This window comes from Paludibacter jiangxiensis, assembly GCF_001618385.1.
Classification (GTDB): domain Bacteria; phylum Bacteroidota; class Bacteroidia; order Bacteroidales; family Paludibacteraceae; genus Microbacter; species Microbacter jiangxiensis.
The window spans coordinates 665,870-692,581 of the sequence record NZ_BDCR01000003.1; the positions used below are offsets into that span (position 1 = coordinate 665,870).

The following is a 26,712-nucleotide window of genomic DNA, read 5'->3' on the forward strand; positions in this document are numbered from 1 at the left end:
ATCCGAAGACATCAGAGCTACGCTCCTCCGGTTTCAATATCCCGACTTTACTACCAAGACAACAGGACTAACGTCCCTGAATCCGACTGAAAAGCATTACCTAAACTCTTCCGCTTTTTTACCCGCGTAAATCTTTTCGATATCAGACGCTTTGAATGTGGCTTTGCTACGCGAAAGCTCCGGAATATTGTACGAATAGAGAATTTCGTCGTAATGCGACGGATGCTTTTGCGGCAACACAAAGGGTTTGCGGGCTTTGCCATTTTTATCCACGTAGGCAAAATAGGGTTTCCCGTATTGGCCATTATCGCGCTTACTGGCAAAGACAAACCACCGGCTATTGGATGACCAGCTGTGATAGGTATCCGATCGGTTGGAATTGACGATAGCAAGCGGATCAACGACTCCCGTTTGAAGGTTCATCATCTGCAGGTCGGTTTCGCGGTGCCAGATAGGGAAAGTACCATAATCGGCCACCGTGTAGAGAATGTATTTACCGTCGGGTGACACACGCGGGAAACAGACCGATTTGCCGGTAGTGCGGGCATTTACAAGCGTATCTACCGTCGTCCCGAACTGTCGTTTTACCGGATCGAACGCTATGCGACACAGGCTGTACTTCAGCTTCTTCACATCAGCGGGCAAGGCTACGCTTTTGGCTGAGCAGAAATAGATAGACCGCCCATCGGCAGAAAATACCGGAAACGTTTCAAATACGTTCGGATTGGAAATCAGGGGCGAAGTCAACATGCGGTTAGCGTCAAAATCGGCCACCACCAGATCCGAAGCCGTGTCGTACACCTCCATTCTTTTGTTTCCCAGAGAGTGAAATTCCGGGATAATGATATTGGTAGAGAAAACCCCGTAACGCCCCGAAGGATGAAAACCACCGTACACCGCCGGAGAAATCATGCCCTCTGTTTTCAGTTTCAGCTTCCTCATTTTACCGTCGCGGTTCAGAATGGTTCCACCTTCTTTGCCCCGCAAATGGAACATGGTCAGATCGCCCTTTTGGTTGCCATAGATGTGACAGTTCATACAAGAGTTACCCAACTGGTTGTTGTCGGCCAGTATCCGTTCGTCAAAGTTTTCGATATTGCGTTCGCAAATGCGGATGTCACTCCACACCTCGTAACTCGGCTCAATCAGACGATAACTCAGATAGCTGTCGAGCTTATCCGTTACCACATCCCAGGTAAACGGACGGTAAGCAATCCATTGTCCGTTAACCCGTGCCGTCACCCGCACTGTGAGCTTTTTACCCGCCTCGTTTGCGAGCAAACGTTTCCATGCAGATTCCGAAAAGCATATCTCATTTGAACCGTATGCCGTAATACTGTCCGACTGACTAATCACCTTCACCTCCACTCCATCCGCACCGTTCCGCAAAAGGAAGTTGAGTGGCGCGATGTTAGACGGGATCGTCACATCAGCATAATCGGGATAAATCGGAGGCAAACTATCGGTGTGCGTTACATTCTTCGGCTTGGGAGAGCAGGATGCCAACAGGCCAACACAACACAGGGCAAGGTATATAAAACGGATCGTTCTCATGGTTATTTAAAGGTTGCGAAGTGATAATAAAACCAGTATGTTTTACCGAATTGACTCACCAGATAAGCCCTGCCGAGATAATTCTTTTCGTAGAGATTTGTATAGTTGGTAAACTCAGAGAAAAACTCCGGCGCAATCATGTATTTCTTCACCTCTTCGGCCGGGGTCTTGCGTTGTGCCAATCCGACGAGTAGCGCCTGAGCATAAACAGATTCAGCAGGTTCGTTCCCGGACAATTTATATTTGTTGTAGTCGGACATAAAACCGTCGATGTCTTTTGCCAGCATATCGTAACACAAAAGATAATCCATCGCCAGTTTGTTCTCCTTGTTGCTGTCGAGCAAAAGTCGCAACGAAACTGCCGGATTGACGGCATCGCGCAAAGTATCCGTCTGCGCAACGAACGAACGCTTACGTTGCAGCCAGGCTTTGACAGCAGGACTTTCCCTTCCCGGCACGCGCGCATCGGCCCACGATTTATACAACCATGTTTTTTGCAACATCCCCAGATATTTCATCACCGCAGTGGTATCTCCATTCACCATATTAATTTCAGCCAAACGCTTCACCATACGAGCACTCCGGTGGTCGGCCGAAAATATCATACCCAACAGAGCAGAGTGTTCCGCCATGGTCATATCGCCCAATTGAAACCAGGCTTCGTTACTGCTCCAGATTGCCAACGGCGACATTTTGGGATTGAGCGGCAGCAATAAACCCAACGGCCCCGGCTGCGGTTGACTCAATAGTTTGTTTGGTAAATCGCCCCTCATACCATGAGAAAGGTTGTAAAAATAGGCTCCCAGCCCCGAATTTTGGTAATCGTTTTCCGTCATCGCAGCCACTTTGTTCCACTGGCCCGAGGCACTCAGCACATCCAGTTTTAACAGCTTCTCTATCATAAAATCGGGCTGGCTCCAAAATTTATTGGTCGGAATCAGATACGCCTGTTTCACTGTTAAATAGTAAGACTGACGCAATGCGAAAGGCGTAACCAAAGCAATAACAAGACAACCCGACGCCGAAAGATAACGACGCAAACCCAATTCATACAGCAAAATAAAGATCAGTAAAGCCCAAATGCCATAACCAAACATCCAGTAAGCAATCACTGCCAGCACCGCTCCCGTAAGATAACGGAAAAGGGACGGAGTGCACGCAAAAAGAAGAAACAGTGCGATTCCACCGATAAGGGCGATGGTGGACGACAAGCGATAATCGACATCACAATTACGAAGAGCTTCCCACGTCATCGCACAAAACGAGAGCAGGACGCGCAGCCAAAACCAGACACTTCTATGCTTTGGTTCGCTTTTAGTCCATGCAGACAACACTTTCCCCGTAGCCAAATAAAACAGCAGTCCCAAGGCAAGCAACAACGTGACCAACATTAATGATCCGCCAACTTCAAAATAAAAGAACTGGGTCAGAAAATCACCTGCAAGAGATGCCAGCCATGCAGGATGATGAAAATAGGAGCTGAGGTACTCCTGAGAATACAGAAAAAGCTGAAGATCGAGCCTGTGAACTAAATGGTATTTGTAGAAGAACTGAAAAAACACAAAGCAGGCTACAGTCCATAGCGCAACCAGAGAGATGGCAATAATTCGGTGTTTTGACTTCATGGTAATTAATATTGAAACGCAGGCTCAGTCGCCTGATATCTATCTTTGATACTGGCAAATGTACAATAAAAATTATTCCTCCATTAATACTTTTTTAGCTACAAATGATACCGATATAATACAAAGAGAGCAGCATCTAATGGAGAAACCATTAAATGCTGCTCTGATTTATATGTTTGCGGCTCCGGCTATTGATGTTTTTCCAACCATTTTGGATAAGCATCGAGCACCTTCTGAGGTGAATAAGTGTACCAACCATACCCTACCCGACGCTCGCGACTCACGTCCGAAAGTTTATAAAGGAACTTACTGTTGCGATCGCAAAACAACGGACGGTGCGTTTCGAGTTCGTAGTAGCGGGTCCAGATCACAGGAGCGAGTGAATCTTCCACCACAATACGGTCGGTAGTCAACGTATGATAAATAGACTTTTCGGGAGGAGCAGGTACGGTTTTTACACGAACACCGTGAATTTCGGAAGCTCTGAACCAGTCAACCGCACTTTTAATTGCGTTAATTATTGCCGGAGACGGATGTTCAAGGCTCATCAGGAATAGCACAATCTCGGCACTCTCGGCATTACAAATGCTGGGTGGTTCGAAGGCACGCGCCCAGGCCGGAGCCAGATCAGTGTTGTCGTGCTGCTGACACCACGCGGTGAGCACTCCCATATCCACGATCTGACATTTGAGAATACAATCCAATCCTTTCTCAAAAGAGAGTTTTACCTGCTGACGAACTTTATTGTCCAAAAAGGCAAAATCAGAATTGCCGTCTACAATTTTCTTAAACAAATTCATCACACCGATATACGCTCCGTCATTAAAAGTGATATATCGACTGTAACGTCCCTGTTCGATAGGAAAATACTGAGGCCAGCCGCCATTGGGATACTGAGCAGCAATCAGAAATTCAATTCCTTTAACGGCTGCCTTTTTATAACGTTCGTCCTTCAACAGGTTGTAGGCTTGTGCAAGGTAATCAACATGTGTATAAGAGGTCGAATTGTCAATGGTGGTATGCAGAATATTTTTCGTACGAATGAGACTGTCTTTCTGCTCGGATGTAAGAATGGCCTGCATGTCGTAATTTTTCGGCCATCCTCCGTTGTTACGCTGGTACAGCAAAATATTATCGGCAATCTCTTTCACCTGCGACTCTTTGTACCGCGGCTGATCTTTTTTAGACTGGATGATATTACCTTTATCGGCAATGCCATACCAGTGACGGGTACTATCTCCGAACGGGTTGGTTGAGATTGTTGCCTGCCCCGTTTTTGATTCCTTCTTTTGAGCCAAAACAGGCATTGCAGTGAGTGTGACCACAGAGAGACACAACACCGCCAATCGTTGATAATTAATTGTTTTCAAAACAATAATGGTTTTTGGTTAGTAAAATATTGAAATTGCTCCTTAAAATGATCGCGACAAATGGCATCGGAGCAAAACCAAGACTTTTTACTTCCTGAATACCATATCCACCCGCCCGATTTGAGCTCCGGTTTTACCGGCCTGAATAATCTGCACCGGCTTTCCGTCGGCATTCGGCACCTGCTTATTGATAACCAGATGTGAATGTCCACTACAAATCAAATCGATATAATGTGAATTCTTCGCTATCGTCCAATCGGAAAATTTAGCATTCTCGGCAACTCCAAGATGCGAGATACAAATCACCACATCGCATTTTTCCTGCTTCTTCAGTTTTTCGGCAACAGCGCTTGCTGTTTCTTCAGGATTGAGCCAGGTGATTCCTTTGAAATTATAGTCCGCAATAAGATTTACCGGACTGATGCCTAACCCAAAAATTCCGATTTTGAGGCCATCGCGTTTAATGATGACGTACGGTTTCACCAAACCTTCGAGAGCCGTCCCCTTTACATCGTAATTGGCACAAACAATCGGGAATTTTGCTTTAGATAAATGTTTTGCAAGGCTATCAAGTCCGTTATCAAATTCGTGGTTACCAAGGGTTACAGCATCATATTTCATCGTATTCATACCCAACACTTCCACATCACCCTTGAAGAAATTGAAAAAGATGGTTCCTTGCGAAAAATCGCCGTCGTCGACCAGCACCACACACTTGTGATTGGCTCTGACCGTATCGATAATTCCCAACCGACGGGCATATCCACCCGTTCCGTCATCACCCGGTAAAATCTGACTGTGCGTATCGTTTGTAGTCAACACCACCAACGATTTCTGAACCGAACATGAAGCCAGAATAAAGGCCATCACGCAAACTATTAAAATACTACTTTTCTTCATAGATCCTCCCGTCTAAAGTTGCGTGAACATGATTGCCCTTTGCTGTCTCCTGCTTTACCCAATCGAGGATAACCGCCCGTAAAGAAACCGTAAAAAACTCAGCAGAAGAGGCTTTCGTCAGTTCCTGGTAAAAATCGTTACCCTTTGCTATATAGTCGTTGGCAACAACCCTGTATGTTTTGCCGGCATCCAGGGGTTCACCGGCAATAGTTACATTGACGGCTTTCCTGTTGTTGATTCCGAAACGAATTCCGGCAACAGGACCTCCATGATGTGCGGCAATACTATCGGCCAAAGCCTGCACCCGGTCTCCTTTAAGATCGAGAACTACTAATGCATTTTCAAAAGGCATCAGTTCATAAATGTGCGCTACTTTGATATCGCCTTTACGAATCGGCTTGCGCAAACCACCGGGATTTGTAACCGCAAAATCAACTCTGCCTGTAGAGTGTTTCTGTGCATAAGACAACATCACATCTGCAAAGAAGTTACCCAAAAGGCTTTCCGGACGGCCGGGAGTCAAATCCTGATCCGTATAACCTATCGCCTCATCAGCAGTTTTGACGGCGATATCGGCATAAGGTTTAACCGCTTTTACCATACCCTGATCCTGAATTGCATCTGCATTCTGATCGACCGGGATATGGGTAGCTCGTAATTGCACAAGCTTAGTCTGGCCACAACCGAGCACCATCAAGGCACAAGCCAGCAAACCAGCGTTTATAAATTTCCGCATAACGACGAATTAAAGATTCAAAAATTCCAAATTCCAGGTTCCAACATTCCACTGTGTACTGAAGAACTGTGAACTGAGGACTATGATTACTGTTTATCAGGTTTTGCACGCATCGAATCGTAAGCAAGGTATCCGATAATAGCACCGTACATCACCAAGCCGAGCCACTGCGCACCAACACTTTCCACCCAGGCTTCGTTCGTTAGGTTGATACCACCGAAACGCAAGGCCGCGCTTACCACTCCCATCAGGGCACCACCGGCAATAAATCCGGAAGCGAGCAAGGTTCCTTTTTCAAGGCGTGCTTTATTTAAAGCTTCTTCTTTTGAACGGGTAGAAACATACCAGGCAATCAGGCCACCAACCAACAGCGGTGCGTTGAGTTCCATCGGAATAAACATCCCCAAAGCAAAAGCCAGTGCCGGAATCTTAAACATTGTCAAGACAATAGCAATTGCAGCGCCAATACCGTACAAAATCCAAGGAGCTCCGGTGCCTGACATCAACGGTTCGATAACGGCAGCCATTGCATTGGCCTGAGGAGCCACAAGGGCATTCGGTCCTGTAAAACCGTATGTTTTGTTCAATATCATCATTACCACGCCAACGGTTGCAGCCGATAATGTAGCGCCAAGAAACTTCCATCCCTGCTGTTTTGCAGGTGTGCTACCCAACCAGTAACCGATTTTCAGGTCGGTGATAAAACCGCCGGCCATCGAAAGAGCCGTACAAACCACACCGCCCATAACTAAAGCAGCCACCATTCCGGCAGTGCCTTTCAGTCCGACAGCCACCATCACCACAGAAGCAAGGATAAGTGTCATCAGCGTCATTCCGGAAACGGGATTTGTGCCTACAATAGCAATCGCATTCGCAGCCACTGTCGTAAACAGGAACGCAATGATCGCAATCACGGCAAGTCCCACCAAAGCGTAGAAAAGGTTGTGAACCACTCCGAAGAAGAAGAATGCAAAAATGGCAATCAGAGCTACAATCACTCCAAAACCAAGAATCTTCATCGACAAATCACGCTGCGTGCGCAAAACAGCCGATTTTTCATCTGCATTTTTACCACCACCGATTTCTTTAGCCGCCAGTCCGACAGCTCCACGAATGATCTCCCAGGAACGGATTATCCCGATAATTCCAGCCATAGCAATACCCCCGATACCGATGTGTCGTGCAAAAGTTTTGAATACCTGTTCAGCAGTCATTCCGTCAACACCACCCGGAACAGGAGTATAGGTCGGGGTGAGCCATTGCAAGGTTGTGTCGCCCAACAAAGGCAACAGCGGTACGATGACAAACCATACCAACGCAGAACCAGCACAAATAATAGCGGCGTAACGTAAACCGACAATGTATCCGAGTCCTAAAACCGCAGCTCCAACATTCAGGTTAAACACCAGTTTTATTTTTTGAGCTACCACATCGCCAAAAGGAATGGCACGTGTTGAGAAAGTTTCGCTCCAGGCTCCGAAAGTAGCCACCACGAAATCGTAAATACCACCGATTACTCCGGCAAAAATGAGCGGTTTTGCCTGATTACCTCCTTTTGCTCCGGACACAAGTACCTGAGTGGTAGCCGTAGCTTCCGGGAAAGGATATTTTCCATGTTGTTCGGACACGAAATATTTACGAAAAGGAATCAGGAAGAGGATTCCAAGAAATCCGCCTAAAGCAGAACTCAGGAAAATCTGGAAGAAATCAACCGACAAATCAGGATGCTTTGCCTGTAGGATATACAGAGCCGGCAACGTAAAGATCGCACCTGCCACAATCACGCCCGAGTTTGCCCCGATAGACTGGATAATCACATTTTCACCCAGCGCGTTCTTGCGTTTGGTAGCCGTAGAAAGTCCAACTGCAATAATCGCAATAGGTATGGCGGCCTCAAACACCTGTCCGATTTTCAATCCGAGATATGCTGCCGCTGCCGAAAACAGTATTGCCATCAGCAAACCCCACCCCACGGAATAACGACTCACTTCCGGATAAGTCTTTTTAGGACTCATAAGGGGTTCATACTTTTCTCCCGGTTTCAACTCCCGAAAAGCATTTTCGGGCAATCCTGTAATTGGTTCTTGTGTATGTTCCATAAAATTTATTTGATTGTTTTTATTCTCTAACAAAATGAGGCATGTCGGCTGGCAGTTCGAAAGAGATTTCAATCAGTCCTTTCACTTCTCCGTCTTTACGCCAGGGCATCTGATGAATGAGTTTTTTGACTCCTCTCTTCTCAACAGTATATATATTACTGTCTCCGGGTTCCATCAGGTTGCAAATCTTTTCCCAGGACGAACTATTATGGCAATCTTTCAGATTTTTACCCAACAAATCGCCATATTTTGCAAATTGTTCTGCAGAACGGTTATTGCAGTATACCACAACACCATTTTTGTCACACACGGTCACAGCCGCGGCCGTTTCTTTCCAGTAGTCTATCATAATATTCACTTTGCGCGCAAATGTACAAAAAAACGCTTATTCTTTTTGTTTATTTATACGCTCTTTACTACACCGAAAAGCACAAAAAAAGCCGACTCGTAAAAGTCGGCTTGTTATAATTGTAATATGTCTCATAAAAAGTGATCCTACCGGGAATCGAACCCAGACCAACAGAACCGGAATCTGTCATTCTATCCATTAAACTATAGGACCAATCGGAGTGCAAAATTACACTTTTTCGTGGATATTTCCACTTCCCGCGTACAGATTCTATTCTGTTTTTTTACAAGACGTTTCTGTTGTCAAAAAATTATGGACGTAAACTTTTCATTACGAAATCGAGAATTTCTTTTTCTCTTTTCTTGGCAAATTCAGGATAATCCATTCCATCCCAGTTGAAAATGTACTGAGAGAACGAACGGTTGATGAATACCGAGAACAGGAGAGAGAATACGCTAAAGAGTAATTCTTTTGTTTCGATCGGACGAATAATACCCTGTTCGATCGCTTCATTGGTTTGTCTTTCGAAACGGATCAAAATTTCCTGTGGAAAGAGAGAAATTTTACGTTTCAGGAAGTTCAAACGTTGAGGATTGTTCAAAAATTCATTAACGATAAACAAGGGCATTTTAGGACTTGAAATAAACAACTCAAACTGAGCAGCCATCATTTGATGAAGTCTGTCAAGATAAGGTTTTTCACCGTCCACAGCTTCGGTAAGAACCACAAGCACTTGTTTGTACTTGTTGATAAATACTGTTTCAAATAGATTTTCTTTAGATCTGAAGTAATAATGAACCAAAGCGTGGTTCACTTCTGCTTTACGTGCAATTTCTGTGGTTTTTGCTGCGCTGAATCCTTTGTCAAGGAACACTTCTTCAGCAGCCATCAGGATACGATGCTCTGTATTAATTCCCTTCATTGTTGTGTAATTGATTTGGTTAGTTAAAATATAGCACAATTAAAATAAACTCTGTTCAAAACGAATATATTTGTATTCGTATTTTCGAATCAGGTTAAACACCTTACAAAGATAACAATTAAATCTATTTTTCAGTTTTTTTCGAGTAGATTTTCTTGGCCGACAAAAGTAACAGATATACACCAATAAAACAACAAAAAAAAATATTTTTTTATTTCTATAACACACAAATGTTCAACTAACTCAGATTAAACAATTTTATAATTTCTTCACCATGAGAAGCTCTATAATAATAATCATTATATTCTTGATAATAACCACTCTATGCGATATTGTACTTTTCATCAAATGGATAAAGCCAACTAAAAAAAAATGGCTCAAACAATTACACTGGACTATTTATGTCATTTTTATTGCCGGGATATTAGCATTGCTCTTCATTTTACCCAAAATTCAAAACGAAATTTTTCTTGAATTATTCATCTGGTTTAACTGGTTGCTCTTAACCATATATATACCAAAATTCTTTTTAATTCTTTTTTCACTGCTAAATGGAGCCATTTTTTCATTTTTCAGAAAAAAGTTTCAAATCGTAACCTACGCAGGAATTTTTCTGGCCGTCATTACATTTTTTGGTTTTATGTATGGAGCATTCATAGGCCGTTTCGACACTGAAGTAACACACATTAAAATTAAAAGTTCATCATTACCAAAAGCATTCAACGGACTGAAAATCGTGCAACTTTCCGACCTACATATTGGCAGTCTGGGAGCCAACAGTTCTTACTGGGCAAAAGCAGTTGATTTATGCAACAGAGAAAAGCCTGATGTGGTGGTAATGACAGGAGATATGATGGACAATTTTGCCTCAGAACTCACCCCTGAACTAATTAAAACGTTTCGCCAATTAAATGCGCGCACCGGCAAATATGCTATTCTGGGCAATCACGACTATGGAGACTATACCAAATGGAGTTCTCCGGAAGCAAAAAAGGCAAATCTCGACTCTTTAATAGAAAGAGAGAAACAAATGGGATTCCGGTTGCTAATGGATGAACACTTATTCGTGCAAAAAGACAAGGACACGCTGGTTATAGCTGGTGTACAGAATTGGAGCAAACCTCCGTTTCATTGCTACGGTAATCTCGCAAAAGCAATGAAAGGAACAGAACGTTACCCCTATGTTTTACTCCTATCGCACGACCCGAATCACTGGATGACACAAGTTGTAAAATACCAAAATATCCGGCTTATGCTCGCCGGACACACACACGGAATGCAGTTGGGTATACGCAAATTCGGATTACACTGGTCACCGGCACAGTGGGTATTTAAGCAATGGAACGGACTCTACTCGTATAATAATAAATCATTATATGTCAACAGAGGATTAGGCTACCTGGGTATCCCGATGCGCTTGGGAATGCCGCCTGAAATAACAGTAATCACTTTAACAACAAAGTAATAAAGCAAAACTAATCTTATCGGATTACAAGTTACAATCTCGCAGTACAACTTAATTCTTTAGCTTTATCACCGTTTTGCAATCCGCAAAAAATGCCCTATCTTTGCATTAATATATAGAAGAAGCGCTACCATTATGATTAATAGGATTTTGCTTCGTATCAAGATCGTCCAGATTGTATTTGCATACTACAAAAGTGGAGAGAAAGACTACGGAGTTGCCGAGAAAGAGTTATTTCACAGTATTGAAAAAACCTACGACCTGTATTATCACTTGTTATTATTGGCCATCGAAGTTACCCGTCATGCGCGTAACAAAATAGATGCCGGATTACAAAAATACAGACCTACGGAAGAAGAGCTAAACCCTAACAGACGTTTTGCGGACAACCGCTTCATTGCGCAACTGGAAGCAAACGAAATGTTCGTTGAACGGGTTGAAGAAAAAAATCTTTCCTGGATTGACTCGCCCGAAGTGGTGAAATCTTTGTATGATTCGATCATCTCCTCGGAATGCTACAAATCATATATGGAAAGTGACACGAATGATTATGCCGCCGACAAAGAGTTGTGGCGCAAAATTTTCCGTAACGAAGTACTGAACAACGAAGCATTAGCAGTTGCCCTCGAAGAACAAAGCATCTACTGGTGTGCCGAAGCCGACTTTGTGATAAGCTTCATACTGAAGACGATCAAAAAATTCGACGAAAGCAAGGGAGCTAATCAGGCTTTGTTGCCCATGTACAATCACGATGAGGACAAAAGATTTGCTCAAAAGCTGTTTTTCAATACTATCCGACACGGAGATGAATACAAGGCTCTTATTGAAGAGTTTACAAAAAACTGGGAATTAGACCGTATTGCTTACATGGATGTCATCATTATGATGGTAGCTCTCGGTGAGCTAAACGATTTTCCATCCATTCCGGTCAATGTAACACTGAACGAGTACATTGAAATAGCAAAGCAATACAGCACAGACAAAAGCGGAACTTTCGTCAACGGAGTTCTCGACAAGATAGTATCCCATCTTAAAAAAGAGGGAACTCTCATGAAAGCTAACTAAATTATCGAATTAAACAAACATAATCCAAATTAAATTCTAATTATGAACACATTAGCTCTTATCTTACAAACTCAGGGCGGGCAACCGGGCGGCATGGCCAACTACTCCGGTATCATCATGATTGTGTTACTATTTGTCGTTTTCTATTTCTTCATGATTCGTCCGCAATCAAAACGTCAGAAAGAAATCAGAAACTTTCGTGCAGCAATGAAAGTTGGTGACAAAGTGATCACTTCGGGTGGCATCTATGGCCGCATCAAAGAAATCAGCGACGACACAATTCTTTTGGAAGTTGACGAAAACGTACGTATCCGCGTAGACAAAAACTCTGTTTTTGCGACTGCTGCCGATACCCAACAGAAATAACATCGCACCAATATGTCTGCTAAAAAATCCATACGGCAGATAAAACGCTTAGGTAAAAAGGCAAAAGCTCCTTTCCCAACGAAAGAAGCTTTTGTCTTTTTGTCTTTTCTGATCTTTTCAACATTACTTTGGTTCCTCTACAAAGTCAGTCATGTACAGGAACTTAAAGTCAAAGTTCCTATCGAATATGTTGGCATCCCAAACAACGTAGAACTCGTCGGCAAATTACCTAAAACCCTCAACGTACAATTCAAGGACAAAGGGTCGGCTCTTTTTACTTACATACTGAAACAGGAATTACCTCCTTTCAAAGTTGACCTGACCGGGCAATTCAAAGGAACGGGACGCATTTCCCTTCCCACCAATAAATACGAGGGACAGATATTCTACAAACTAAAGCCAACTGCCACACAAATACACATCGCTCCCGATTCGTTGATTATCAACTACTATTCGTTATACAAGAAGGTTGTTCCCGTTCGGTTTTACGGCTACATTCAGCCGGCACAACAATTCATAATTACACACGGCATTTCGGTTTCGCCGGCATTTCTGGAAGTATATGGCAACAAACAAAATCTCGACACACTCAAAGCCATTTACACTGAACCAATACACCTTAAAGACGTCAAAGATTCCGTTAATTCGGAATTCTACCTCAAAGTACCCCGGGGCATACACCTGTCACAACCCAGAGTAAAAGTGCATGCCGCGGTAGAACCATTTACCGAAAAAACACTGGAGGTTCCGGTAACCAGCATCAACCTGCCCGATCAATATTTACTGCGCACTTTTCCCGCTACCGTTAAAGTAATTTGCGTAGTTGGCATATCACATTTCAAGACACTGACCTCCGAAAGCATTCAGGCAGTTGTCAATTACAATACACTGTCCAGAATCAACGCCGGAAAAGCCAGGATTCAGGTATTTTCTACGTCATCCGACCTTATCCGGTATCACGTATCGCCCGAAACGGTAGATTTTCTTCTTGAAATAAAAAAATAATCATGGTTATTGTAGGCATTACAGGAGGAATTGGATCCGGAAAATCAGTAATATCAAAGTTGCTGGTTGCCATGGGATATCCCGTCTACGACTCGGATGCGGAGGCAAAAAAGATCATGCAGTACGATTTATCCGTAATCAAAGCGTTGCAACTGGAGTTCGGAGAAAACACATACTTAAACAACCAATTAAACAAGCAGCACCTTGCCGGCGAAGTGTTCGGCAATCCTGAACGTCTCCGGGCTCTGAATGCCATTGTACATCCTGCGGTCAAAAGAGATTTCCAGGCATGGGCAAAACAACAATCAAATCCTGTTGTCTTTCTGGAAACAGCCATTTTATTTGAGAGCGGTTTTAATAGCGAAACACACAAAGTCATTTTGGTAACAGCCCCATTGGATATCAGAATTGAACGGGTTGTTCGCCGCGACCAGTGCACTCAGGAGCAGGTGATGCAACGTATAGCCCAGCAATGGACAGAAGAAGCAAAGGCGCTTAAATCCGACTTTATCATCGTCAACGACGGACAACATTCGCTAATCAAACAAACGGAGAAAATCATTTCGGAACTCACACAATAGCAAACACTTCCAGCAATTCTCCCGAAACACGAATCACAAAATACATGTCCCATTACAAACACCTCTTTTTCGACCTCGACAATACTCTTTGGAATTTTACGGAGAATGCCCGTTCTGCACTTTTTGATGTTTATACAACTTACAACCTCAAGCGGTACTATTCTGAATTCGATTCGTATTTCAATCAGTTCGAAGAAAACAACGCTGCGCTCTGGAGACTTTACGGGGCTGACAAAATAACCAAAGAATTTCTAAACACAGAACGGTTTTTAGCTCCGCTAAGAAAATTTGGCATTCTGAATGAGCCACTTGCCAGAGAAATGAGTACGTTTTATCTTGAACAATGCTGCGAAAAAACCGCAGTTATGCCCAATACATTTTCTACTTTGGACTATCTGAAACCTCATTACGATCTCTATATCATTTCGAATGGTTTCAAAGAAGTACAATACAAAAAACTAAATAAATCAGGGCTATCCGGCTACTTCAACAAAATTTTCTTATCCGAAGAAGTTGGGCATCACAAACCCAAACCCGAATTTTTCGCACACCTGTTTTCCGTTTCAAATGCTAAAAAAAAAGATAGCCTCGTAATTGGCGACAATTTTGAAGCTGACATTGAAGGCGCCATGAATTTTGGAATAGATCAGGTGTATTATTCTGCCGATTCATCTCAAAAACTCACCAAACAGCCTACATATACCATCCACAACTTATCAGAGCTTTGTTCTTTTTTGTGAATTTATACAAATGGACTAATATTTATTGCTTTATTTAGATAATTCACATATTTTTATATTTATGTAGTTACACTAAATAAAAGAATATGTATCTTTGTATATAATCGATTAAAAAACTAAGGTATGTTTGGTATCAATCTCAACGGATTAATCCCGTTAAGAAGCGCTGCAGATGAGGCAAGCGAACAGCTCACCCAAATCTTATTTGGCGAATATTTCAGTGTTGAAGAAGTGATTGAACGCTGGGTTCGGATTCATAACGTCCGCGATAACGAGACCGGATGGATCGATCGCAAAATGATGACTTCTATTGACGAGCAGTTATTCGACCAACTAAACCGGCAGGAGCATGTAGTAGTCTCGAAGCCTCTTTCGTATGCGACCCTTCAGGACGGCACAAAACAGCCTCTACCCGGTGGTAGCCTGCTTCCCTTCTATGACAAGGACAAACAGCAATTTTCAATATGTGACCGCGTTTTCGGATTTTCCTCTGAAGACACAAACCTCAACACATCCTCGTCCGAATTTGTCGAAAAGGCCTTAACATACCTCCACGCTCCTTATCTGTGGGGCGGCAAAAACATCATGGGAATAGATTGTTCGGGACTGGTTCAGGTAGCCGCTCTCATGTGCGGAAAGCAACTAACGAGGAACGCCCGTCAGCAAATCGAATTCGGAGAACAGGTAAGCTTTCTGGCGGAAGCGCAGCCCGGCGATGTTGCCTTTTTTGACCACGACGACGGATATATAAGCCACGTAGGTATTTTGCTAAACGACCACCAGATTTTGCACGCATCAGGAGAGGTCCACATTGCCCCTATCGATAATCAGGGGATCAAATCTGTCTTTACCGGAAAATACACCCACTCTCTTAGGGTTATCAAGAGAATATTATAAAATCTGTCTTTTAATCACAAATAGCTACTACTATGAATAGCTCCTACCCCGTGTTGTTTGTCGGACATGGGTCTCCGATGAATGCCGTAGAAGAAAACGAATTCACAGGCCAATGGAAAGAGCTTGGACGCCAGCTTCCGACGCCGGATGCCATTGTATGCATATCTGCTCACTGGCTTACAAGCGGCTCATGTGTAACTCTTTCGCGCCATCCCCGCACCATTCATGATTTTGGCGGATTTCCGGAAAAGCTCCATGCTGTAAAATATGAAGCGCCGGGGAATCCTGAATTAGCAAAAGAGATTATAGATACAGTCAGGACTGCAAATATAATAAGCGATCTGGAATGGGGCTATGACCATGGATGTTGGAGCATTTTAACGCATATGTTTCCCAAGGCAAACGTCCCTGTCATCCAGTTCAGTCTGAACGAAACACTTTCCGAAAAGAAACATTTCGAACTCGCCAAACAATTAGCTTTTTTACGTAACAAAAAAGTGCTAATTTTGTGCAGTGGAAACATTATTCATAATCTGCGTATGCTCGATTGGAGCAAAAGAGATGATGAAGAGTTTGGCTACGACTGGGCGACAGCCGTTAGTAGCCTGATGAAAAAATTGATTACTTCCGGCAAGGTTGATGATTTGTGTAATTATCTCAAACTCGGACCCGACGTACAGAGAGCAATTCCAACCCCTGATCATTTTTGGCCACTGCTTTACGCATTAGCATTGAAGCAACCCGAAGAAACAATCCGTTTCTTTAATGATAAATTAGTAATGGGTTCGTTATCCATGACCTCATTTATTATTCAATAAAATTGTCACAGCGAAAAATTATTATAGAATGAAAACAAATCCGGCAGAATGCCTCTATTGCACTAAAAACAAGACGCAACAAGACTTAATGATCAAAATTTGCGATCTTTCGGTTTCTGAACTTTTCCTTTTCAAAGAACAATCCTATCATGGTCGTACGTTGGTTGCCTATAAAGGCCATGTGGACGGGCTTTTTGAACTGAGCGATGAAGATCGCAACGCGTTTATGGCTGATGTTGCCAAAACTGCTGCAGCAATGGACAAGGCATTCCACCCTGACAAAATCAATTTCGGAGCTTATTCCGACACGCTATCTCACATTCACTTTCACATTGTCCCCAAATATCAGGGCGCATTTGGCTGGGGCGGTGTATTCGAAATGAACCCAAAACAGAAATATTTGAGCGATGCTGAGTATACTCAGGTAATTGATGCGATCAAAGCAGCTCTCTAAGAAAAACACCTGAACATACATAAAGAACCGGAAGACCACGTCTTCTATCTTTCTTCAAAGCAAAGGCTGACTTTTCAGTCTTTGCTCTGTTTTTAATAAGGTTATAATGAAACGATTAATATTATTTTTTTGCTGTATTTTATATATCACGAATGCCATGGCATTACGTCAACCCAGAGAGATGAAGACTCAGGTGGATTCTCTTCTGGCAAGCTACGAACGCGCTTATGCCGGTTTGGGAAAATTCCGCGTGAAAGAAATCTCCATCAACGCAGCCGAAAAGCACGTGAATATCTATTGCAGCGAAGCATTATCGTATATCCCTTATCGTCCGGCTGTGGTTTCAAAACTGTACGCTCAGCTTGATTCCCTTACCCACGCTGGCCAGCCCGACTACAAAGTACAGGTTTTTGCCGGAAGCAAAGAACTCAGTACTCTCATCCCAAATATGTTCAGGCCTGATAAGTACGTGGACAAAATCAGGTTTCCTAAAAAAGAATTTCAGGGAACACCGCTGATGACTCTCTTATCAAAGCCATACACTATCACGCAAGGACTGGAGAACCGTCATTTGGCACTTTGGCAAAGTCATGGTTTGTATTACCGCCTCAGAACCGACCGCTGGCTCTGGCAACGCGATCGTGTGTTTCAAACCGTCGAAGACAAATACACCATGAGCTACGTTCTGCCTTATCTGTTGCCAATGCTGGAGAATGCAGGAGCGAATGTTTTTTTGCCCCGCGAACGAGACACCCAAACCAACGAAGTGATTGTGGATAATGACGGATCTGCCGGTGCATCCATCTATCGCGAACGAGGCACAACCATTGAAAACGGAGGCAATTCAGGATTCGGATTCACAAAGAAACAACTTGAAAACACCGAGAATCCTTTTGCGCTGGGTACTTACCGCAAATCTGGTTCACGATCTACTGAAAATGTAGCATTCGAATGGATTCCCGATATTCCGGAAGATGGTTGGTATTACGTGTCAATCGCCTACAAAACGTTAGCAAACAGCAGTAAAAATGCTCATTATACAGTTTATCACACCGGAGGCCAAACCGAGTTTTCGATAAATCAGCAAATGGGTGGCGGAACATGGATTTACCTGGGCAATTTTTACTTCAAAAAAGGCATCCACTCCGAGTCAGGCAGAGTAACTTTAACAGGGACTTCCAAAGGAAGAGGGACTGTTATTACTGCCGATGCTGTACGCTTCGGAGGAGGAATGGGAAATATCGCCCGACCGGATTTCAGCTATGAAAAAATGCCTTCCAAACCTGCAGCCCCCGCTAAAATTGATACGACACAGCAACGCATTCAGGAGCCGAACATTACGAACAACAACATCATTACAGATGAAAAAATGCCTCAGGACAGTCTGAGTACCGACACCGTGCGTTACACAGCCAAACACGTTTCCGTAAGCGGTCGTCCCCGTTATCTGGAAGGAGCCCGCTACTGGCTTCAGTGGGCTGGTATGCCGACAAATATCTATCATAAGCGCAAAGACGAAGCACCAAACGACTACAACGAAGACATCTGGGCGCGTCCTTATTGGGTGAATTATCTTAACGGTGGTTCTGTTTATTCGGGCAAAGACTCGGCTTCCACCGGTTTGAAAGTGCCTATAGATCTCTCGATGGCTATCCATTCCGATGCCGGAAGAGTCAAAGGAGATTCTATTGTCGGCACATTGGCCATTTACACGACATCCCTCAACAACGGCCAGTTCAGTACCGGACAAACCCGCATGACTTCACGCGATCTGGCCGACATGATACAAACGCAGATAGTCGATGACCTGCATCAAACGGGAGTAAAAAACTGGACCCGAAGAGGCTTATGGGATCGTTCGTATGCCGAATCGCGAGAAACGGATGTTCCTTCCGTGTTGATGGAGCTATTATCCCACGAGAATTTTGCCGACATGAAATATGGCCTCGATCCTCGGTTTAAGTTTACCGTCAGCCGGTCTATCTACAAAGCTATACTGAAGTATCTGGCTTATCAACATCATCGCCCGTTTGTGGTTCAGCCACTTCCGGTCAGCCACCTTGCTTCGGAGTTTGTGGACGACACCCACATTAACCTCTCCTGGAAAGCAGAAAACGACTCACTGGAACCAACGGCAATTCCAAACCGCTTTATCGTCTACACGCGTGTAGAAGGCGAAGGTTTCGACAACGGACAAATTACAGAAGGCATATCCATGACCCTTGCTGTTGAGAAAGGAAAAATCTACAGTTTTCGTGTAACCGCTGTCAATGATGGTGGTGAAAGTATGCCGTCGGAAACTCTTTCGGTATGCCGTAACTGGAAAAGCACGCCTGTAGCGATGATCGTCAACGGGTTTGACCGCATTTCTGCACCCACATGGTTCGACACTCCTTCTTACGGAGGTTTTACCGATAACGGGGTGCCTGACAAAGCGGACATTTCCTACACCGGCAAGCAGAACAATTTCAACCGACTGAATTTCAAAGGACAGGAATCCGCTACCTTTGGTACGTCAGATGCCAATTTTGAAAATATAAGTGTTGCCGGTAATAGCTTTGACTTCCCTTACATTCATGGGCAGGCGCTTAAGGCCGCCGGATATTCTTTTGTTTCCTGTAGTCGGGCGGCTGTGGAAGAAAACGGAGAGTTGTTGAACAACTATAAAATGGTTGATCTTATACTCGGAAAAGAGAAACAGGTTCCTTTCGGAGGAAATGTAAACCATGTAGCGTTCAGAACATTTACAGACAAACTAAATGCGGTCTTACGCCGTTATTGCATTGCAGGCGGAAATCTTTTCGTTTCAGGTAGTTTCGTCGGATCCGATTTATGGAATAATGGTCAAATAGATTCTACCGGCATTAACTTTGCAACTTCCGTATTGAAATACAAATGGCACAACGAAAAAGCATCCGTTGCCGGACAATTGCAGGGCGTCACACTACCTTACGCTACATTTGGAGGCCAATGGAACTTTTGTACTCAGATCAACAACAAGCAATACGCCGCTGAGTCAGCCGACGGCATTGATCCGGCAGACAATGCTCCGAACGCGCACACCATTGCTTTATATCCCGAAAGCAATATAAGTGCGGCCGTAGCTTACAAAGGTAGCTATAGAACCGTGGTTTGCGGATTCCCGTTCGAATCCCTCAGCACTGAAGAACAGCGCAAAGATTGGATGCAGAAAGTAATACGTTTCTTTGAGAAATAACAACCCGTTAAAATTTCGGATTATGAACATCGCTTTTTTATTTATCGGACTCGTTATCGGCGCATTGGGTGTTGCCGTATGGCTGAACAAACAACTATCGGCCTCCCGCAATGCAGCTGCCGATAGAGAGAAACAATTCCTGCTGGATCAGGCTGAAACAGACCGTAAAAAATCGATCGTAGACGAAACCCTGCGTATCAAAACCGAAGAAAACGCTCGGCTGACGGCCGACTTGGAATCGGCTCGCAATTCTGTTGCCTCACAGAGCGAAAAAATTGCCCGTACCAGTACGGAAAACAGCTATTTAAGGGAACAACTCGACCAACAAAAGAGCGAATTGGCCGAATTGCAAAAGAAACTCCAGACGGAATTTGAAAACATTGCGAACCGCATTCTGAAAGAACGTTCGAATGAATTTGTTCAGCACAACGAGAAGAATATCGGAGAGATTCTCAATCCTTTACGGGAAAAAATAGCTTCGTTCGAGAAGAAAGTGGAAGAAGCCTATGATAAGGAATTACGCGACAAAGTCAGCCTGCGGGAAGAGGTAAAAAAACTGACCGAACTAAACACCCGTGTGAGTGAAGAAGCCAACAATCTGACCCGTGCTCTGAAAGGTGATGTCAAAAAGCAAGGCAACTGGGGCGAAATTATCCTGGAACGTGTGCTTGAACGTTCAGGGTTGACCAAAGGACAGGAATACGAACGTGAAGAGGTTGTTGAAGGTGCGGATATGAGTGTGCAACGCCCGGACGTAATCCTTCACCTACCGGATAACAAGCACATTATTGTCGATTCAAAGGTATCGCTTGTTGCGTATGAACGACTGATGGCCGCTGAAACTGACGAGCAACGTGCTCTCTTTCAAAAAGAACACATCGCGTCATTGCGCAGCCATGTAAAGTTGCTCAGCGAAAAGAATTACCAAAACGCACACAACCTCAACACACCTGATTTCGTGCTGATGTTTGTTCCCATCGAAGCCTCATTCTCTATTGCTGTTCAGGCCGATAACGAACTATTTTCGTATGCCTGGGAAAAGAAAATAGTCATTGTAAGCCCCACCACTCTGCTTGCCACCCTGCGAACGATCTCATCTATCTGGAAACAGGAGAACCAGAGTCGTAACGCACAGGAAATCGCCCGCCTGAGCGGAACGCTGTACGATAAACTGGCTGGATTTGTAACCGACCTCGGAAAAATAAAAGACAGCATCGACAAGGCTGGAAACTCTTACGACGAAGCTATGAAGAAACTCCAAAACGGGAACGGCAATATTTTCCGTACTGCTGAACGCATCAAAGAGCTTGGTGCCAAAAGCAATAAGCAATTACCGGAAGATCTAATCGGATAAATCTCTCTCTATGAAACTGCTTATTCTTATCACAATATTTTGCCCCATTGCCCTGATATATCTGGTTCCCCGTTATATAAAGTTGCGCGAGAAATATATCCGTCTTGAAGAAAACAGCGTCTCGCGTCAAAAGTATAATGCCGTTCAAAACGAACTAAAGCAGCTTAAAAAGTTATTGGCTCAAAAGGAGCAAGAAACAGGACAAGCATCTGGCAAATAAACGGGCAACCCGACCATGTTTTCTGATTCTCTCTTTTGTGCTTCTTTATTGAATCATTTGCTCACTTTTGTCATTTAGGTCTACTGCATGTATGCCCCAAGAGTAATCCCCAATCAGGCGTCAAGGAAAAGTCGATTTTATTTTATAAGCTATCCTCATCAAGAGGCAAACATTTAAAATAACAAAACAGCCACAAATAATTAAATAAATGACTTCTTTCAAAATCTCCACACGAACAATTTTCACAAAATGTTATCATACAGAATATTACACAAAACAAAACAATGTAATATTTTTTAAAAACGCAACAACAATCATGCATTTATCTTTAACGATTCAAATCATAAGGCTTAATTTTGTAGATGTCATAATAGCACATTAGTATCAATAAATTTTCACATACCAAAAAATAGTTTTTCAGACAGCAGAGTGCTGTGTTACATTCAACCCAAAATCTAAAGAGAAACGCCGAAGTTATTAAATAACTTCGGCGTTATTTTTTGTGTTTTCTTTTCAAATTTGGTAAATCCAATTTTATTTTAATAACTTTGTTTGCAAACTTCTTGAGAGAAGCTTCAAGTACGTATACGCACATGGACTTTTCTTTTGAGTCTTTCTGACCAGATAAACCAATTGCAAACACAAGCTCAAACTATAATATGGGACTCTATATTACCGGATTTGGAATGTTACTTTCGTTAGTGTTAGCATTATATTCCCGCCTGCATTTCAGAGGGAATATCTATTTGGCTATCTTCTTTTTCCTTTTTAATCTTCAAGAGTTTGCCATTGTTGCGCTGCATGTTGAGAACAATCATGTAATAGCGGCTGTCATGTTGTATCATTTCGCACCCGTATTTTTCCTCATTGGCCCCGCTTTCTATCTTTATTCAAGAAGTATTGTGACAAACTCCGCCCGGTTGTACAAAAAAGACCTCTGGCATCTTCTGCCGGTGATTGTCACCTTCATTGTTTTATGGAAGTATTATTTTTGGAGTTTTGATCACAAGGTTTCTCTGGCCGTAGAAATAAGCAAAGGAATACAAGCATACCTTTTCGGTTTCCCCAGTATTATCCCACAGGCATACATAAACCTACTAAGATCTTTGATTACAATAGTTTATATTGGTTATGCCGGCTGGCTTTTTTACACAAACCTACCTCAAATCAGATCTCATTCGCTATTAAGATCCAAGCAACGGCAGAGTGTAGAGCTTTGGTTGAACGTAACCTTTATCTGTACTATTGCACTTTACATTATTTATCTGCTTGCGTCGATACAATTAGTAGCTTTCAACAGAACTGACATAGTCGGCCCAAAGCATATCATTATTCCATTGATTTACATGGTGCTCAATGTAATTCTCTTGTTTTGCCCGCAAATACTTTATGGACTTCCCTCGCATGTGGCAAATACCGACGACATAGAGGATCAACCTGCTATAGAGAACCCTGAAAACACAAAGAACAGTGGATCTCCCGACTTACTACTCTTCACTGATGAATATATTGACGAAATTAAAAGAAAATTGCATGATGTTGTTACACAGAAAGAATACTGCAATTTGGATTTATCCCGCTCTAAGCTGTCGAACCTAACGGGAATACCATTACACCATCTTTCCTATTATTTCTCCAACATTCTGAATCTCAAATTCACAGACTGGAGAAATCAACTACGGGTAGACCATGCGAAGAAGTTAATTTCGTCTGACATGATGAAAACCATGACGCTGGATGCAATAGCAAATCAATGCGGATTCGGAAACCGGCAAAACTTTATAGCATCCTTTAAAAAAATGACCTCCATGACTCCGTCCGAATATCTGAATTCGACAAAGAAATGAAGGTCTGACGTTATCCAAAAGAATATCTCTATTTAACGGATTATTCGGTTTTCAAAAAATTACAGGCTAAAAAGCTCTCCCACTTCAGGCAATCAGCAAGGCAAAAAGCTTCGCCGGCAATATCATTATCGGGATCATATCCGCAACTTTTGCCCCAAAGTACTGTCTTAAAAGAGCAACATTCCACAATAATATTGCCACACCAGAACAATTCGTTATTCCATTGAAAATGAAATCCGATCAATAACCACTCCGGGATCGACCGCATATATTTTCAACGTATGTTTACCCGGAACAAGACCTTTCAGTTCGACTTTTGCCTGCACATAATTATTCATAATGCCATTGCTGCGGACAGAACCGTTTTCATCTTCTTTACCACTCGATCCGGGCACTTCAACCACCTGTGAAATCTGATTATCAATGTTCACATTCACTCTTAGTTGCATACCGGGGCAAACTCTGAAAGTGGGCAGAAAGTTAATTAGCACAGTATTATCGCCTCCTTTTGTCTGAAAATCATACTCAAGACAAGGTGCTGAGTTGTCGCCCACATTCCATGACGACTCTAAACTGGCAGGTTTTAACACCAACGCTTTTCCGGTTGCGCCCAAACCCGGAATCATCTTCCAGTTGGCCTTTCCCGAAGACGATCGACGATCGGCAGCATTGGCATCTCTCCATTTACGATCGGGATTAGCAGTAACAGAGGAAGTGCTCCATCCCTTTTCGCCCCATGGCCAGCGCACCTGACTATTCCAATCCATCAAACTCTTAGCCGTTTCAGTCTCCTTGCCGGGCATCATGTACTTCCATTTTCCACCCGCAACATCGTTATTATAGAAAGCAACCTGCTTGTCGATATACTGACACAGTCGCGCAATCTCCTTTTTTGCAGCAACACTATCACTGCCCAACTGAATATCCCGATCGGCCATAAAAATCAACCCTGATGCACCAAGAACCCTTGCCGAAAATCCAACCATCTCAAAATAGGCATCTTTTGTTTTCCCGTTGATCTGAGCAGCTATTTTTGCTTCGTTATCCAAAAGCTGTTGATAGTCGTGTTTCAATTGCTGCGCCTCTTCCCGCGACAGAGAGACTGCCCACATTCGGTTCATCTCCTCCGGTTTACGGATAGTGCCCAACCGGTAGAATTCACCCAACAAATCCGCAATCGGTTGCCCTACATTTTCGCCAAACTGCATCTTAGCGAAATCGCGTAAAAATTGAGGCTGCGAGTCAATATTTTTCTCGTTTATGTTCCAGGCAAACCGCGAAAAATAGTCCATCCCGATCTCCATCGGTTTAATATCGCCCACATTGAGAACCCAGATTTTACGCGCATCGTTTTCCCATGCCTTATGCAACTCTTCCCACATCAAAGCCGGAGGTGTCGTATTCATCCACAAATAAGAATGCGGACCGCCATAATAAGATAAATGCCAGTAAACGCCGGCTCCTCCCGATCGTGTGCGTTCGGCTGCAGCTCCCAACCGGCGGATATATCCGAAATTATCGTCCACCCACATAATCGTCACATCATCGGGCACTTTCAGTCCGGCATCATAAAGCGGCAGAACCTCTTTGTACGGCACAAAACACTGGGCAACATCCCCCCACTCTTTCGTTACATTTTGATTGAGCAAGGCTCTTTGGTCGTTAAATACCTGTTGTACAAGATTGATTCTATCCGGAATCTCAACAGGAGGCTTTTCCATCCCCCGATCATGAATTCCTCTGATACCCAATGTCCATACGGCCTCTTCTGATCGGCGATCCTCCACACTTTGTGCCCAATATGCATGTATCGTATCGCGATTCAGACTATAATTCCAGGGTCCTTTGGTTTTTGTGTTCCAATGAATATTATTGCACAGCATAGGTTCGCAATGCGACGAACCCGCTACAATCCCATACCGATCGGCCAGGGCTACATTTTCGGACACCAAACCGAACTCCGTACTGCATTCATGCATTGCCGGCCAAATATAGTTCAACCGCAGTCTGAGCATCAGTTCAAAAACTTTTTCATAAGTCTTCGGACCAATGTTTCCAAAACCGGGATCGAATGTTTTCTTTGCCCATTGAAAAATGCCCCAATCTTCATCATTGATAAAGATTCCCCGATATTTAACCGATGGAGAAGCAGATGTATAATTCAGATTTTTAACAAACAACGACGAATGCTTAACAACCGGCACATCAGCCCACCAATACCAGGGAGAAACGCCCATGGCTTCCGAAACCGAAAAAACGCCATAAGCTGTACCCCTACGATCGCTACCAGCAATAATCAATGCCCTTTTCACTCCGGGGAAAGGATTCTCGACGGTTTTAATGATAAAACGTTCCCATTGACCGCGTATCGTCTCTACGTCCAGCTTCTTAGTAGCAACTAACTGATTTATCAATCGGTTTTCCGCTATCGTACCGACAATAATCACCTCATCTGCCGGAAACGCTTTGTCGGTCGCAATACATTGAGGCTTTTTACCGGTCACCCGTTCTATATCTGTGGCAAGCAGATTACCCGATTTCTTGACAACTTCATAATCGTTTGCATCAAAACAAATTCGCGTGGCTTTTGTCCCTGCAACCAAAGGAAACGAATTATTATCCTGAGACTGGTGCAAAACTTCAATCTGTGCCCACAAGACCTGAGGAAAACACAATACAAATAGTAATAATTTTTTCATACAAATACATTTAAGGCATGTATATCAAACAATTAGAAAAGAAACTTTTCAACAACAAGCTTCAACACGGGAATGCAGTATTCCGGTCTTCAAATTTAGGCAAAAACAGACATTCTTTAAAGCTACGTGCAAGACTATTGCTATTTTATAAGCCGTCAGCTTCTCTCCACTTGTTTCAGGTTTACCTGATGTTTTGTGCCGATTACCACTTTATTCTCTGTAGTTTTGAACGCTGATTGTTAAGAGAGAATACGTTGGTTGGAAACATATTAAACTTTCTCTCTGATTAATCGTCAATTGATAGTTGTGAATGAAGTCTATTATAGGTATTTTTGAGGTAGTCAATTTTCACAACTCCAATTAAGAACTTTTATTCCGAAAATAATTAATTGTCAACATCATATAAAAACAAAGAATGAAACGAAACTT

General features: G+C 43.2%; 22 protein-coding genes and 1 tRNA gene. 13 read left to right on the forward strand and 10 right to left on the reverse strand.

The features are described from left to right. Positions 1–96: 96 nt before the first annotated feature. The 9 genes from PJIAN_RS09255 to PJIAN_RS09295 all read right to left on the reverse strand — a co-directional run bounded on the left by PJIAN_RS09255 (position 97) and on the right by PJIAN_RS09295 (position 9,555). A complete protein-coding gene (locus PJIAN_RS09255) occupies positions 97–1,554 on the reverse strand; it encodes a TolB family protein (RefSeq protein WP_068704296.1) in 1,458 nt (485 codons plus the stop codon). 2 nt (positions 1,555–1,556) lie between these two features. Beyond that, complete coding sequence (locus PJIAN_RS09260) at positions 1,557–3,179, reverse strand: DUF6057 family protein (RefSeq protein ID WP_068704298.1); 1,623 nt, start codon at positions 3,177–3,179, stop codon at positions 1,557–1,559. A 188-nt stretch (positions 3,180–3,367) separates the two neighbouring features. After that, entirely contained in the window at positions 3,368–4,549 is a 1,182-nt protein-coding gene (gene pelA / locus PJIAN_RS09265) for a pectate lyase (RefSeq protein ID WP_084252349.1), read from the reverse strand. A gap of 87 nt (positions 4,550–4,636) precedes the next feature. After that, positions 4,637–5,449, reverse strand: coding sequence for a bifunctional metallophosphatase/5'-nucleotidase (locus PJIAN_RS09270; RefSeq protein WP_084252350.1), 813 nt, complete (start codon positions 5,447–5,449; stop codon positions 4,637–4,639). Beyond that, the gene (locus PJIAN_RS09275) at positions 5,436–6,185 is read right to left on the reverse strand and encodes a 5'-nucleotidase C-terminal domain-containing protein (protein ID WP_068704308.1); all 750 of its coding nucleotides are present in this window, start codon (positions 6,183–6,185) and stop codon (positions 5,436–5,438) included. The genes PJIAN_RS09270 and PJIAN_RS09275 overlap by 14 nt, the downstream gene beginning before the upstream one ends. A gap of 86 nt (positions 6,186–6,271) precedes the next feature. Beyond that, positions 6,272–8,284, reverse strand: a complete 2,013-nt coding sequence (locus tag PJIAN_RS09280) for an OPT family oligopeptide transporter (protein WP_068704311.1) — start codon at positions 8,282–8,284, stop codon at positions 6,272–6,274. Positions 8,285–8,303: 19 nt separating this feature from the next. After that, positions 8,304–8,633: a PAS domain-containing protein gene (locus tag PJIAN_RS09285; RefSeq protein ID WP_068704313.1), complete on the reverse strand. Its 330-nt coding sequence runs from the start codon at positions 8,631–8,633 to the stop codon at positions 8,304–8,306. Positions 8,634–8,774: 141 nt separating this feature from the next. Continuing rightward, positions 8,775–8,846 (reverse strand) — tRNA-Arg (locus PJIAN_RS09290). A gap of 97 nt (positions 8,847–8,943) precedes the next feature. Next, positions 8,944–9,555 carry a TetR/AcrR family transcriptional regulator gene (locus PJIAN_RS09295; protein WP_068704315.1) on the reverse strand — a complete coding sequence of 204 codons (612 nt, stop codon included), beginning with the start codon at positions 9,553–9,555 and terminating at the stop codon, positions 8,944–8,946. Positions 9,556–9,829: 274 nt separating this feature from the next. Between PJIAN_RS09295 and PJIAN_RS09300 the strand changes: the two genes are divergently transcribed. From PJIAN_RS09300 to PJIAN_RS09360, 13 genes are all read left to right on the forward strand, one after another. After that, positions 9,830–11,020, forward strand: a complete 1,191-nt coding sequence (locus PJIAN_RS09300) for a metallophosphoesterase (protein WP_084252351.1) — start codon at positions 9,830–9,832, stop codon at positions 11,018–11,020. Positions 11,021–11,155: 135 nt separating this feature from the next. Beyond that, entirely contained in the window at positions 11,156–12,085 is a 930-nt protein-coding gene (gene nusB / locus PJIAN_RS09305; protein ID WP_068704319.1) for a transcription antitermination factor NusB, read from the forward strand. A 42-nt stretch (positions 12,086–12,127) separates the two neighbouring features. Continuing rightward, positions 12,128–12,451, forward strand: coding sequence for a preprotein translocase subunit YajC (gene yajC / locus PJIAN_RS09310; protein WP_068704320.1), 324 nt, complete (start codon positions 12,128–12,130; stop codon positions 12,449–12,451). A gap of 12 nt (positions 12,452–12,463) precedes the next feature. Continuing rightward, entirely contained in the window at positions 12,464–13,456 is a 993-nt protein-coding gene (locus PJIAN_RS09315; RefSeq protein ID WP_068704322.1) for a CdaR family protein, read from the forward strand. A gap of 2 nt (positions 13,457–13,458) precedes the next feature. Next, complete coding sequence (coaE, locus tag PJIAN_RS09320; protein ID WP_084252352.1) at positions 13,459–14,037, forward strand: dephospho-CoA kinase; 579 nt, start codon at positions 13,459–13,461, stop codon at positions 14,035–14,037. A 44-nt stretch (positions 14,038–14,081) separates the two neighbouring features. Then, a complete protein-coding gene (locus tag PJIAN_RS09325) occupies positions 14,082–14,777 on the forward strand; it encodes a YjjG family noncanonical pyrimidine nucleotidase (RefSeq protein WP_068704326.1) in 696 nt (231 codons plus the stop codon). A 123-nt stretch (positions 14,778–14,900) separates the two neighbouring features. Further along, positions 14,901–15,674 (forward strand): C40 family peptidase, encoded by a 774-nt coding sequence (locus PJIAN_RS09330; protein ID WP_068704327.1) that lies wholly within the window; start codon positions 14,901–14,903, stop codon positions 15,672–15,674. A 32-nt stretch (positions 15,675–15,706) separates the two neighbouring features. After that, positions 15,707–16,492, forward strand: coding sequence for a 4,5-DOPA-extradiol-dioxygenase (gene ygiD, locus PJIAN_RS09335; RefSeq protein ID WP_068704328.1), 786 nt, complete (start codon positions 15,707–15,709; stop codon positions 16,490–16,492). Between the two features lie 28 nt (positions 16,493–16,520). Beyond that, on the forward strand, positions 16,521–16,946 hold the full coding sequence (locus tag PJIAN_RS09340; RefSeq protein WP_068704330.1) for an HIT family protein: 426 nt from the start codon (positions 16,521–16,523) through the stop codon (positions 16,944–16,946). Positions 16,947–17,052: 106 nt separating this feature from the next. After that, positions 17,053–20,163, forward strand: coding sequence for a golvesin C-terminal-like domain-containing protein (locus PJIAN_RS09345; protein WP_084252353.1), 3,111 nt, complete (start codon positions 17,053–17,055; stop codon positions 20,161–20,163). A 22-nt stretch (positions 20,164–20,185) separates the two neighbouring features. Then, positions 20,186–21,517, forward strand: coding sequence for a DNA recombination protein RmuC (locus tag PJIAN_RS09350; protein ID WP_068704333.1), 1,332 nt, complete (start codon positions 20,186–20,188; stop codon positions 21,515–21,517). A 10-nt stretch (positions 21,518–21,527) separates the two neighbouring features. After that, positions 21,528–21,737, forward strand: coding sequence for a hypothetical protein (locus PJIAN_RS09355; RefSeq protein WP_068704335.1), 210 nt, complete (start codon positions 21,528–21,530; stop codon positions 21,735–21,737). A gap of 659 nt (positions 21,738–22,396) precedes the next feature. Continuing rightward, the gene (locus PJIAN_RS09360) at positions 22,397–23,584 is read left to right on the forward strand and encodes an AraC family transcriptional regulator (protein ID WP_068704336.1); all 1,188 of its coding nucleotides are present in this window, start codon (positions 22,397–22,399) and stop codon (positions 23,582–23,584) included. 215 nt (positions 23,585–23,799) lie between these two features. Here PJIAN_RS09360 and PJIAN_RS09365 read toward each other — a convergent pair whose 3' ends face one another. Continuing rightward, on the reverse strand, positions 23,800–26,283 hold the full coding sequence (locus PJIAN_RS09365) for a glycosyl hydrolase 115 family protein (protein WP_068704339.1): 2,484 nt from the start codon (positions 26,281–26,283) through the stop codon (positions 23,800–23,802). Between the last annotated feature and the right edge of the window lie 429 nt (positions 26,284–26,712).

Bases quoted from the DNA above. Each gene is read 5' to 3' on its own strand.
- PJIAN_RS09360 (WP_068704336.1), top strand. From the start codon at position 22,397: ATGGGACTCTATATTACCGGATTTGGAATGTTACTTTCGTTAGTGTTA.
- PJIAN_RS09275 (WP_068704308.1), bottom strand. From the start codon at position 6,185: ATGCGGAAATTTATAAACGCTGGTTTGCTGGCTTGTGCCTTGATGGTG.
- PJIAN_RS09340 (WP_068704330.1), top strand. From the start codon at position 16,521: ATGAAAACAAATCCGGCAGAATGCCTCTATTGCACTAAAAACAAGACG.
- PJIAN_RS09255 (WP_068704296.1), bottom strand. From the start codon at position 1,554: ATGAGAACGATCCGTTTTATATACCTTGCCCTGTGTTGTGTTGGCCTG.
- PJIAN_RS09355 (WP_068704335.1), top strand. From the start codon at position 21,528: ATGAAACTGCTTATTCTTATCACAATATTTTGCCCCATTGCCCTGATA.
- PJIAN_RS09280 (WP_068704311.1), bottom strand. From the start codon at position 8,284: ATGGAACATACACAAGAACCAATTACAGGATTGCCCGAAAATGCTTTT.
- nusB (WP_068704319.1), top strand. From the start codon at position 11,156: ATGATTAATAGGATTTTGCTTCGTATCAAGATCGTCCAGATTGTATTT.
- PJIAN_RS09260 (WP_068704298.1), bottom strand. From the start codon at position 3,179: ATGAAGTCAAAACACCGAATTATTGCCATCTCTCTGGTTGCGCTATGG.
- PJIAN_RS09350 (WP_068704333.1), top strand. From the start codon at position 20,186: ATGAACATCGCTTTTTTATTTATCGGACTCGTTATCGGCGCATTGGGT.
- PJIAN_RS09300 (WP_084252351.1), top strand. From the start codon at position 9,830: ATGAGAAGCTCTATAATAATAATCATTATATTCTTGATAATAACCACT.
- PJIAN_RS09285 (WP_068704313.1), bottom strand. From the start codon at position 8,633: ATGATAGACTACTGGAAAGAAACGGCCGCGGCTGTGACCGTGTGTGAC.
- PJIAN_RS09325 (WP_068704326.1), top strand. From the start codon at position 14,082: ATGTCCCATTACAAACACCTCTTTTTCGACCTCGACAATACTCTTTGG.
- PJIAN_RS09345 (WP_084252353.1), top strand. From the start codon at position 17,053: ATGAAACGATTAATATTATTTTTTTGCTGTATTTTATATATCACGAAT.
- PJIAN_RS09315 (WP_068704322.1), top strand. From the start codon at position 12,464: ATGTCTGCTAAAAAATCCATACGGCAGATAAAACGCTTAGGTAAAAAG.
- PJIAN_RS09295 (WP_068704315.1), bottom strand. From the start codon at position 9,555: ATGAAGGGAATTAATACAGAGCATCGTATCCTGATGGCTGCTGAAGAA.
- PJIAN_RS09270 (WP_084252350.1), bottom strand. From the start codon at position 5,449: ATGAAGAAAAGTAGTATTTTAATAGTTTGCGTGATGGCCTTTATTCTG.
- PJIAN_RS09365 (WP_068704339.1), bottom strand. From the start codon at position 26,283: ATGAAAAAATTATTACTATTTGTATTGTGTTTTCCTCAGGTCTTGTGG.
- coaE (WP_084252352.1), top strand. From the start codon at position 13,459: ATGGTTATTGTAGGCATTACAGGAGGAATTGGATCCGGAAAATCAGTA.
- yajC (WP_068704320.1), top strand. From the start codon at position 12,128: ATGAACACATTAGCTCTTATCTTACAAACTCAGGGCGGGCAACCGGGC.
- ygiD (WP_068704328.1), top strand. From the start codon at position 15,707: ATGAATAGCTCCTACCCCGTGTTGTTTGTCGGACATGGGTCTCCGATG.
- PJIAN_RS09330 (WP_068704327.1), top strand. From the start codon at position 14,901: ATGTTTGGTATCAATCTCAACGGATTAATCCCGTTAAGAAGCGCTGCA.